This window comes from Nitrosospira multiformis (assembly GCF_900110185.1).
Taxonomy (GTDB): Bacteria; Pseudomonadota; Gammaproteobacteria; order Burkholderiales; family Nitrosomonadaceae; genus Nitrosospira; species Nitrosospira multiformis_A.
In genome coordinates, this window is record NZ_FOCT01000007.1 from 189156 (window position 1) to 199418 (window position 10263).

A 10263-nucleotide genomic window follows, 5' to 3' on the forward strand; every position below is an offset into this window, starting at 1 on the left:
GGTAAATATGCCGAATTCCATAGAATCCCGTTTACGGCGCGCGCGCCAAACGCGTGCCAAAATTGCTGAATTGAAGGTGGTGCGACTGGCAGTTCATCGTAGTAACTCTCATATTTATGCGCAATTGATAGACGGCTCCGGTAGCAAAGTGCTCGCCAGCGCATCCACCCTCGAGCCGGAACTACGCAAGGAGCTTCCCAATGGCGGAACGGTTACCGCAGCGGCAGTCGTGGGTAAAAGGGTTGCAGAGAAGGCGCGGGGTCTCGGCATTGAGACGGTTGCGTTCGACCGTTCAGGCTTCAAATATCATGGGCGTGTGAAAGCATTGGCTGACGCTGCCCGTGAAAATGGCCTCAAATTCTGAGTGAGGAAGGATAATGGCTAAAATGCAGGGGCGGATGCAAGGTAAGGTGGCTCCAGGCGACGACCGCGGAGATGGACTCAAGGAAAAAATGGTGGCCATCAATCGCGTTACCAAGGTGGTCAAAGGAGGACGTATTTTAGGCTTTGCTGCTCTGACGGTTGTCGGGAATGGGGATGGCGGTGTGGGCATGGGTAAGGGTAAATCCCGCGAGGTACCCGTAGCGGTGCAAAAGGCGATGGACGAGGCGCGCCGCAAGATGATCAAGGTGAGTCTCAAGAATGGAACGCTCCAACATCCGGTAATCGGGCGGCATGGTGCGGCCAAGGTGTACATGCAACCGGCATCGGAGGGGACCGGCATCATTGCCGGCGGGCCAATGCGTGCAATATTTGAAGTAATGGGTGTACACAATATCCTTGCCAAATGTATTGGCTCGACCAATCCGTACAATGTTGTCCGTGCAACTCTCAACGGCCTGCAGGCGATGAGTAACCCCGCCGAGATAGCCGCCAAGCGGGGCAAGAGTGTCGAAGAGATTTTGGGGTTGGAAAAATGACGCAAAATCCGAAGAAGATAAAAGTAACCCTGGTCAAGAGCCTGATCGGAACGAAACAGGCACATCGAGCAACCGCCCGAGGGTTGGGACTACGTCACGTTAACAGCAGCGTGGAAGTGGAAGATACCCCGGCGGTGCGAGGCATGATCAATAACATTTATTACCTCGTAAAGAGTGAGGTTTAGATGCAACTGAATTCCATTAAACCAGCCCCTGGCGCCAAGCATCCAAAGCGCCGGGTAGGTCGTGGTATCGGCTCCGGTCTTGGCAAGACCGCCGGGCGTGGACATAAGGGGCAGAAATCCCGTGCGGGCGGTTTTCATAAAGTCGGCTTTGAAGGGGGGCAAATGCCCTTGCAACGGCGATTGCCCAAGCGCGGCTTTGTTTCGCCCACAAAAAAGAATGATGCGGAAGTGCGTCTGTCTGCGCTTGGCAGAATACCAAGCGATACCATCGATATGCTGATCCTGAAGCAGGCAGGACTCGTCTCCAGTTCCGCTTTGAACGTCAAGGTAATACTTTCGGGAAAGATCGAGCGCGCAGTGAAGCTTCAGGGCATTCCGGTAACCAAGGGCGCCAAAGCAGCCATTGAAGCTGCTGGTGGTAGTGTCGAATAAGTACGAGAGGATATATATTGGCCGCTAGCGACTCCCTGCGGGGACTCTCCGGAAAACTCGGCGACTTGAAGCGCCGGTTATGGTTTTTGCTGCTCGCATTGGTTGTCTACCGTATCGGCGCGCATGTGCCAGTACCCGGTATCGATCCGGTTGTACTGAAGGATCTGTTCGAATCGCAGCAGGGCGGTATCCTGGGCATGTTCAACATGTTTTCCGGTGGCGCCCTTTCCCGCTTTTCGATATTTGCCCTGGGTATCATGCCGTACATTTCGGCATCGATTATCATGCAGTTGGGCACTGTGGCATTCCCTTATCTCGAGGCACTGAAGAAAGAGGGTGAGTCAGGGCGCAGAAAGATTACCCAGTACACCCGTTATGGTACTCTAGGTTTGGCCCTGGTTCAGGGTTATGGCATCTCGATCGCACTACAATCCCAGCCTGGTCTGGTGATCGAGCCCGGCCCGATGTTCCTGTTGACCACGGTTATAACATTGGTGACGGGTACCATATTTCTCATGTGGCTGGGAGAACAGATTACCGAACGCGGCATTGGTAACGGGATTTCGCTCATTATATTTGCCGGGATCGCTGCGGGTCTTCCAAGTGCAATTGGAGGCACGCTGGAGTTGGTACGAACGGGTGCCATGCACTTCCTGGTGGCGCTCGGAATTTTCGTGGCAGCTACGGTTGTTACGGGATTCGTTGTTTTTGTCGAGCGGGGGCAACGCAAGATACTGGTGAATTATGCAAAGCGTCAGGTCGGACGCAAGGTTTATGGCGGTCAAAGCTCTCACTTGCCGCTTAAGCTGAACATGTCCGGCGTGATTCCGCCGATCTTTGCTTCCAGCATCATATTGTTTCCCGCCACGCTAGCTGGTTGGTTTTCGACGGGGGAATCAATGGACTGGCTGAAGGATATAAGCGGGGCGTTATCGCCCGGACAGCCGGTTTACGTGATCATGTACGCGGCAATGATCATATTCTTCTGCTTTTTTTATACGGCGCTGGTGTTCAACCCCAAAGAAACTGCGGAGAACCTGAAAAAGAGCGGAGCATTCATTCCCGGCATTCGGCCAGGTGATCAAACGGCACGATATATTGAGCGCATCATGTTGCGCCTTACTCTCACCGGTGCGATCTACGTAACGCTCGTGTGTCTGTTGCCGGAATTTTTGATTTTGAAGTGGAATGTTCCATTTTATTTCGGTGGAACTTCCCTGCTTATTATCGTCGTAGTAACGATGGATTTCATGGCGCAGGTGCAAGCCTACATCATGTCTCACCAATATGAGAGCCTGTTGAAAAAAACCAACTTCAAGGGCGGTGGCGGATTGCCGGCGAGATAAAGTGCATCAAGGATAGGATGGCAAAGGAAGAAACCATACAAATGCAGGGCGAGATTCTGGAAACGTTGCCGAATGCGACGTTTCGGGTCAAGCTGGAAAACGGACATATAGTGTTGGGACATATTTCCGGCAAGATGCGAATGCATTACATTCGGATTCTGCCGGGAGATAAGGTAACGGTAGATCTGACACCATACGATTTAAGCAGGGCGCGTATTACGTTTCGTGCCAAATAGCCGGAGAGGGGTAAATAATGAAAGTACTGGCATCGGTAAAAAAAATTTGCCGGAATTGCAAAATCATCAGACGCAACCGGATAGTGCGCGTGATTTGTACAGATCCGCGGCATAAACAGCGTCAGGGTTGATTCGGCTACGCATTCTAAGGTGTTATAATCTAAAATTTTTGTAGGAAAACGTATGGCCCGTATTGCTGGAGTAAACATCCCAAACCATCAGCATGCTGAAATTGCGCTGACAGCGATTTATGGCATCGGTCGTGCGAGAGCTCGTGAGATTTGTGAGGCGACTGGAATCAGCGTATCGACCAAGATGAAAGACGTAACCGACGCGGAAATGGACAAGTTGCGGGATAACGTCGCGAAATTTGTAGTCGAAGGCGATCTCCGGCGGGAAGTTTCAATGAATATCAAACGCCTGATGGACCTCGGCTGCTACCGGGGATTGCGTCATCGTCGTGGCCTCCCGGTACGGGGTCAGCGTACCCGCACGAATGCGAGGACGCGTAAAGGACCCAGGAAGGCCGTTCGTGCTTCCAGCGCCAAGGCAGGAAGATAAATTTTAGCCAATCAACCGAATGGCAGGGCAGAAGGATAGATCAATATGGTAAAAGCAGCCACGCGAGTACGCAAGAAAGTCAAAAAGAACGTAGCGGAAGGTATTGCGCATGTACATGCTTCGTTTAATAACACTATTGTGACGATAACGGACCGTCAGGGGAACGCGCTATCGTGGGCTACTTCCGGAGGGGCAGGTTTTAAGGGGTCACGCAAGAGTACACCGTTTGCCGCCCAGGTTGCAGCCGAGCAAGCCGGCAGAGCTGCACAGGAATACGGGGTAAAGAACCTCGAAGTGCGTATAAAAGGTCCGGGACCAGGGCGGGAGTCCGCAGTGCGTGCACTGAATGCAGCCGGTTTTAAAATTACCAGTATTTCGGATGTGACACCCGTTCCACATAACGGTTGTCGGCCGCCGAAGAAACGTCGTATTTAAGGAGTTACTGTGGCGAGAAATCTTGATCCCAAATGCCGTCAATGCCGACGTGAGGGTGAGAAGCTGTTCCTTAAAGGTGAGAAATGTTTTACCGATAAGTGCGCCATCGAGCGCCGGAATTACGCGCCTGGGCAGCACGGTCAGAAAAGCGGTCGTCTATCGGACTACGGAGTGCAATTACGCGAAAAGCAGAAGCTGCGCCGGATATATGGAGTGCTGGAGCGTCAGTTCCGTAATAGTTACGAGCTTGCGGAGAGGCAGCGCGGCGTTACAGGCGAAAATCTCCTGCAATTGCTGGAATGCCGGCTTGACACGGTTTCCTATCGCATGGGGTTTGGCGCATCGCGGTCCGAGGCACGTCAGATTGTCCGTCATAACGGGATTCTGGTCAATGGCAGGAAAATCAATATTCCTTCCTATCAGGTAAAACCGGGAGACGTTATAGAGGTTACAGAAAAGGCAAAGAATCATTTGCGCATCAAGGCATCCGTGGAAGCTGCCGAACAGCGGCACTTTCCGGAATGGCTGGAGGTGGACACTAAAGCCATGAAGGGAACTTTCAAGAATAAACCCGAGAGATCCGATTTACCGTCAAGCATTAATGAATCTCTCGTAATTGAATTGTATTCCAAGTAATGAGTCGCCACGTTTCCGCAAAAGGATCAGGCTATGCAAAGTAACACCTTTCTTACGCCGCGTATTATCGATGTGCAGAATATATCGCCACTCCATGCCAGAATTACCATGGAGCCGTTCGAGCGCGGCTATGGCCATACGCTGGGCAACGCGCTACGACGTATTCTGCTTTCATCGATGCCGGGATTTGCGCCAACGGAAGTTCAGATCAGTGGTGTTGTTCACGAATACTCCGCCTTGGACGGCGTGCAGGAAGACGTGGTTGATATCCTGCTCAATCTCAAAGGTATTGTCCTGAAATTGCACAATCGTACAGAGGCACTTCTGACCCTGAGTAAAAAGGGGGAAGGAACGGTTACTGCAGGCGATATCGAGGGAGGACATGATGTCGAGATCATTAATCCCGATCATGTTGTTGCGCACCTTACGTCCGGCGGCAAGCTGGATATGCAGATCAAGGTGGAAATGGGACGGGGCTATGTACCGGGAACTGTCCGCCAGCTGGCGCGCGAAAGTCGTGCTATCGGCAGCATTCTGCTGGATGCATCTTTCAGTCCCGTGCGACGGGTAAGTTATGCGGTGGAAAGCGCGCGGGTTGAACAACGCACCGATCTGGACAAGCTGGTCATGGACATCGAGACCAACGGTGTCGTTGATCCCGAGGAAGCAATCCGGTATGCGGCAAAAGTCCTGGTCGAGCAACTCTCCGTATTTGCGGACCTCAAAGGCACACCGCTGCCCGTGGAACAACCGAAATTACCTCAGATTGATCCGGTGCTGCTTCGGCCGGTGGATGATCTTGAGCTCACCGTACGTTCCGCAAATTGCCTCAAAGCGGAAAATATATATTATATTGGCGACCTGATTCAGCGGACGGAAACCGAGCTATTGAAAACCCCTAATCTGGGACGGAAATCCTTGAATGAAATCAAGGAAGTACTTGCTTCTCGCGGGTTGACGCTGGGCATGAAGCTGGAAAGTTGGCCGCCTTCCAATCTTGATAAGGGTAAAAAGGATACAAATCATGCGGCACCATAATGGACTAAGGAAGCTTAATCGCACGAGCAGCCACCGCTCGGCCATGTTGCAGAACATGACCAACTCACTGTTGCGGCACGAGGTTATAAAAACGACTTTGCCCAAGGCCAAAGAACTGCGTCGAGTTATCGAGCCGATAATAACGCTTGGGAAGAAGCCATCGCTGGCTAATCGTCGACTTGCGTTTGACCGGTTGCGGGATCGTGACATGGTTGGAAAGCTGTTTAGCGAGTTAGGCCCCCGTTACCAGACCCGCAATGGCGGATACTTGCGTATTCTCAAGTTTGGGTTCCGCAAGGGCGATAACGCGCCTATGGCGCTGGTTGAATTGATGGACCGCCCGGAACAGCCAGCTACAGACACGGAAAGTAAGGCAGGTTAGGGAGAGTTTTTGGAAGAGAAAAAAGCCGGGGTTATCCCGGCTTTTTTGTATTACCCTATTATAGTTTCCAGCGGGGAACATACGATCCAGATTCCGATATATCAGGCTGTTCTGATATATACCGAAGCTGCGTCTATCCCGGAATTCGCATCGGTTTTACCCCAATAAAGACACAATTGGTTTTTTTCCTGTACAGAGAGGACAGCCCTGATGGATCTTGCAGAATGGACCGATGAGGAACTTGATTCGGTACGTGAGAAGCTACAAACCTGGTGTGTTAAACGGCAGGAGCCTACGTGGACGAACAAATTCCTGAACTGGACAGGATTCATGGGCGCTTTTTCTATTCTCACCGGGCTTATGGATATTTTCTTTGGTGGGCCGACACCAGTAAATGTACTTCTGGTTGTTTTCGGGAGTCTTGCATGTTTTTCATGGTACAAGGGTGACAAACAACGAAAGAAGAATATCCAGTTTCTCGAAAAACTTGACCAGGAAATTTCCCGTCGAAGTGATAAGAGCAAAAAGAATCCACTTGTCATAGGAGACGTCCAAGAACATATCTCCTAGATGGAGCCTCGCAATCAGCATCTCCCTTTCCGAGTCGCCGGTGATCACAGGGAGGCGGATTTGGAGCAGGGTGAAAACAGGAAAGTTTTTGCATCTCTTTGCCAGTTCCTCTGGATGCAAGGACACCTGATACCTCTTATATATGACCTCAACCATGAGGTTTATTCAGGTCAGGGCATTACATTGCCGGCGTTGAAAGCGCTGGAAGCAATTGGTTTGATATCTGTGAGCCCGGCGGGATATGTAAAGAAAGGGTTTGGTCAGCACACGCGGTTGTTTTATTTCGGACGACCGACAAAAATACGGTTCCCCGAGGAAGCCGGCAATCAACTTGATCTTGGCTATGTGCTTCTGACAGATAAGGGAAAAGCGTGGGCGCAGGCGGTAGTAAACTGCGACGTGCAGAGTAATCAACTGTTTTATGAATATGTAGTCGAAAGGTGGCTTCAACAAGGACTGGTGGTGTCCTCCATTCTCCGAAAACAGTGATTTGGCTATTTTTCCTTTTTCATCTGTCGCATTCGAGTAATCCGCAGGCTTTCTTTTTTCTTCAAACCAGGTAGGTGTCAAGTCCTGTCAGCAGCAAATCATATTGCGCTTCGACCAACTCCTTGATCACCATGGCCGGGATGCCTCCAACTACATTGCCTTCCAGGGCCAACCAACCTATTGCGTCCGTTGGTCCCAGACTCACTACATAACCTAAATCCCGATGAAGGTAAGGCTCAAGCAATCGCAAAGCGCCTGAGTGACGCAGGATATTCCGGGCAGTAAGCATTCCTTTTCTTACCGCAGATTGCGCGGTCATAGTGTTGGAGCCTGGAGCATGGTAAACGCAGCAGTCTCCCGCTGCAAAAATGTTCGGCAACGTCGTGCCTTCAACTACTACCTGTCCAAAGAAGTTGGCAGAAAATGGTGTTTCCAGTTTTTTACCAATGAACAGGAGGGAGATTGAAGAGGGCAGGGTAAACTCGTGCCCCGTCAGGTTATCGCCCAATAGAACCTGCTCCCCCTGCTGTCCGAGATAACGGGTATCAGGAAAAAATTCGATCCCCAATTCGGTCATTTTGGATTGGGTATAGGTGGAAAAGCCGATGGGGAACTGGTTGAGTACCCGGTTCTCGCCATGGACAAGACGCAGATTGCACCCGATCTGATAGCGCTTGAGGAAATGAGCAATTTCAAAAAGAAATTGAATTCCCGTTGCTCCCCCACCTATCACTGAAATAGATCGCGCGATGGCACTGGCTTGGCTTAACCGCTCATGAAACAAATCGGAGCCCGATATGGCCATGAAGTCGAGCAGATCAAAGACATTCTCCGGTTTATTCACCTGCACTACAGGAGAGCCTGAGGCGAGGAGCAGATAGTCAAATTCCAGTATTTCGTTATTGACTTCAAGGAATCTATCGTTCTGCCACTGCCGCAGAACCGATTCACTCGGACTCAGTTCTGCACAAACGTGGCGGCAGCCAAAACAACTTTCCAGCGTGGAAAACGGAATCAGGAAATCGTCCAGTGGATACCGGAAAGTCTCGTGGAGATGAGTAATCTTGAGATGTTCGAACCTGGGATCAATGATGACGACATCAGCTTCCGGCATGTGGCGCAAAAGGGTAACCAGTGCCGCGATGCCGGCGTAACCTCCGCCGACCACGACAATCTTGAGTCGCTTCAATCTAGGTATGTAAAATGGCAGAAAAGGCACGTTCTTCCTTGAAAAGCCGATAAAATCTCATATTTCTTGTATTTTCCTAGTATAAACTCGTCTCTAAACCGGTAGTGCTGGCAGTTTAGTAGCGAGTAGCCCGGTCTTCATTTCATCTATTATCAGTCCGGCAGATTCGATCGAGTTAAAACATGAGTGACCTGTTTTTTGGAATTGCCTCCCGATTCCAATTTTCGATTGCCCATATCCAGAACGACCTCAAGCTGCTCGCGCTTACTTCCGGCGGCGGTGTCTGGCCGAGAAACCGGATGGCCTTCACGAGCTGCAAAACGGGATGCGAAATATCCACTGGCGCTGCCTGTGTCTGTTTACTGAGCTTTTCGCCTCGTGCGTTGACTACTATGGGGAGGTGCATATAGGAGGGGATGGAGTAGCCTAGCAGTTTTTGCAGGTGAATCTGACGTGGAGTCGAGTTCAGTAAATCACCTCCCCGCACCACGTGAGTAATACCCTGTTCGGCGTCATCCACCACGACCGCTAGCTGGTAAGCAAAAACCCCGTCTGCGCGACATATCACGAAATCGCCTATGTCTCGCTGAATCCGTTGTTGCCGTATGCCTTGTACTCCGTCCTCAAATTCAATCAGATCATTATTTGTATATAGTCGCCATGCACCGGAAAACTCGGGTTCATGTTTGCGGTCGCGGCAAGTTCCGGGGTAGACAGGTCCTTCTATTCCAAGAACTGAGGAATCGGCAATTTCCTTACGACTGCAACTGCAGCGATAAATAAGCTCCTGCTTTTCAAGTGTCGACAATGCCGCATGGTAGACCTCCTGGCGCTGCTCTTGATATACCACTGGGCCGTCCCATTCCATTCCAAGGAGATGCAGAGTATTCAAAATCTCTTCTGAAGCACCTGGAATTTCACGCGCCGTATCGAGATTTTCGATTCTGACCAGCCATTCTCCGCCCCGTGATCTTGCCTCCAGATAACTACCTACAGCAGTGACAAGAGAACCAAAATGCAACGGTCCGGTAGGAGAGGGGGCAAACCGGCCGCGATAGACCGGCGTGAGAGGGAAGGCATTTTCCACCCGTTAATCTTGATTAATGGAGTCTCACAATATCCATTGAACCCCCAGATTCTTATTCTCCAATCGCTCTATCCAGGGGGATAACATGATGAGTATACTCAAATAACGAAACATATGGGACGAGTTACCATGATCTTCGCCAATGGACAGAGAAAATAAGTATGGGAAAGAACGAAATTACTATAACCTCTTTAGCAAGATGGGTTTATACTGCCGAAACTTCTCGACAACTCATAGATAAGCAATGATTTTAGCTTATGCGATCTGACCATGCTGCGGATTTCAGGGAGCAGGATGTGAATCTTGGCATGAAGTTTGCCCTATTTGGCCTCTGACAAACTGCTTGACTTAAGTGTATGGCGGGGAGTAGTCTTTACGGGCTTATGGGTATGTAAAGTACTGGTAGAGGCAATAAAGGTGGTACCAGGGAGGGATTTGGGGTATGGTCTGGTGCTGCTGTTAGTGCTGCCGGTATTGAGAAGTAAGTAAGCGACAATTTGTACTTGCACGCCAGGTTTTTGGGTAGTAGAAGCGGCAGCAAGCGGATATTGGAAGTATGAAGCAGCATGAAGGGCAAGCGCTTCTGCCGGAGTTGATGAGGGAGGAAGCGGCTGCTGGAAGCAAGGCAGTACTTGATTAACACGATAGCAGGAGGAAGCAAAATGGCAACAACGATGGGAACGTCGAGCCAGGCCAAGACGAGCGGCCGGGACTACGACATGTCGCTGTGGTATGACTCGAAGTGGTACAAGTTTGG

General features: G+C 50.7%; 16 protein-coding genes. 14 read left to right on the forward strand and 2 right to left on the reverse strand.

Annotation, left to right across the window (positions count from 1 at the left end; translation table 11 throughout):
* Positions 1-7: 7 nt before the first annotated feature.
* The 14 genes from rplR to BMY01_RS10115 all read left to right on the forward strand — a co-directional run bounded on the left by rplR (position 8) and on the right by BMY01_RS10115 (position 7230).
* Positions 8-364: a 50S ribosomal protein L18 gene (gene rplR, locus BMY01_RS10050; RefSeq protein ID WP_074746762.1), complete on the forward strand. Its 357-nt coding sequence runs from the start codon at positions 8-10 to the stop codon at positions 362-364.
* 13 nt (positions 365-377) lie between these two features.
* Positions 378-920 carry a 30S ribosomal protein S5 gene (rpsE, locus tag BMY01_RS10055; RefSeq protein ID WP_011380140.1) on the forward strand — a complete coding sequence of 181 codons (543 nt, stop codon included), beginning with the start codon at positions 378-380 and terminating at the stop codon, positions 918-920.
* Positions 917-1105 (forward strand): 50S ribosomal protein L30, encoded by a 189-nt coding sequence (rpmD, locus tag BMY01_RS10060; RefSeq protein WP_011380141.1) that lies wholly within the window; start codon positions 917-919, stop codon positions 1103-1105. The genes rpsE and rpmD overlap by 4 nt, the downstream gene beginning before the upstream one ends.
* Entirely contained in the window at positions 1106-1537 is a 432-nt protein-coding gene (gene rplO / locus BMY01_RS10065; RefSeq protein WP_074746764.1) for a 50S ribosomal protein L15, read from the forward strand.
* A gap of 17 nt (positions 1538-1554) precedes the next feature.
* Complete coding sequence (gene secY, locus BMY01_RS10070; RefSeq protein ID WP_011380143.1) at positions 1555-2883, forward strand: preprotein translocase subunit SecY; 1329 nt, start codon at positions 1555-1557, stop codon at positions 2881-2883.
* A gap of 17 nt (positions 2884-2900) precedes the next feature.
* Entirely contained in the window at positions 2901-3119 is a 219-nt protein-coding gene (gene infA, locus BMY01_RS10075; protein WP_011380144.1) for a translation initiation factor IF-1, read from the forward strand.
* A gap of 17 nt (positions 3120-3136) precedes the next feature.
* Entirely contained in the window at positions 3137-3250 is a 114-nt protein-coding gene (rpmJ, locus tag BMY01_RS10080; RefSeq protein ID WP_074746766.1) for a 50S ribosomal protein L36, read from the forward strand.
* Positions 3251-3302: 52 nt separating this feature from the next.
* Positions 3303-3680, forward strand: a complete 378-nt coding sequence (gene rpsM / locus BMY01_RS10085; protein ID WP_074746768.1) for a 30S ribosomal protein S13 — start codon at positions 3303-3305, stop codon at positions 3678-3680.
* A 45-nt stretch (positions 3681-3725) separates the two neighbouring features.
* Positions 3726-4115, forward strand: a complete 390-nt coding sequence (gene rpsK / locus BMY01_RS10090; RefSeq protein ID WP_011380146.1) for a 30S ribosomal protein S11 — start codon at positions 3726-3728, stop codon at positions 4113-4115.
* A 9-nt stretch (positions 4116-4124) separates the two neighbouring features.
* A complete protein-coding gene (rpsD, locus tag BMY01_RS10095; RefSeq protein ID WP_074746770.1) occupies positions 4125-4751 on the forward strand; it encodes a 30S ribosomal protein S4 in 627 nt (208 codons plus the stop codon).
* A 33-nt stretch (positions 4752-4784) separates the two neighbouring features.
* Positions 4785-5789 carry a DNA-directed RNA polymerase subunit alpha gene (locus BMY01_RS10100; RefSeq protein WP_074746772.1) on the forward strand — a complete coding sequence of 335 codons (1005 nt, stop codon included), beginning with the start codon at positions 4785-4787 and terminating at the stop codon, positions 5787-5789.
* Positions 5776-6171, forward strand: coding sequence for a 50S ribosomal protein L17 (gene rplQ, locus BMY01_RS10105; protein WP_074746774.1), 396 nt, complete (start codon positions 5776-5778; stop codon positions 6169-6171). Before BMY01_RS10100 ends, rplQ begins: the two co-directional genes overlap by 14 nt.
* 210 nt (positions 6172-6381) lie before the next feature.
* Positions 6382-6741, forward strand: coding sequence for a hypothetical protein (locus BMY01_RS10110; RefSeq protein ID WP_074746775.1), 360 nt, complete (start codon positions 6382-6384; stop codon positions 6739-6741).
* A gap of 60 nt (positions 6742-6801) precedes the next feature.
* On the forward strand, positions 6802-7230 hold the full coding sequence (locus tag BMY01_RS10115; RefSeq protein WP_139176849.1) for a hypothetical protein: 429 nt from the start codon (positions 6802-6804) through the stop codon (positions 7228-7230).
* Between the two features lie 61 nt (positions 7231-7291).
* On the opposite strand, the gene BMY01_RS10120 is transcribed toward BMY01_RS10115, so the two are convergent.
* Positions 7292-8419: an NAD(P)/FAD-dependent oxidoreductase gene (locus tag BMY01_RS10120; RefSeq protein ID WP_368086237.1), complete on the reverse strand. Its 1128-nt coding sequence runs from the start codon at positions 8417-8419 to the stop codon at positions 7292-7294.
* A gap of 175 nt (positions 8420-8594) precedes the next feature.
* The gene (gene gluQRS / locus BMY01_RS10125) at positions 8595-9506 is read right to left on the reverse strand and encodes a tRNA glutamyl-Q(34) synthetase GluQRS (protein WP_074746780.1); all 912 of its coding nucleotides are present in this window, start codon (positions 9504-9506) and stop codon (positions 8595-8597) included.
* Positions 9507-10263: the final 757 nt, after the last annotated feature.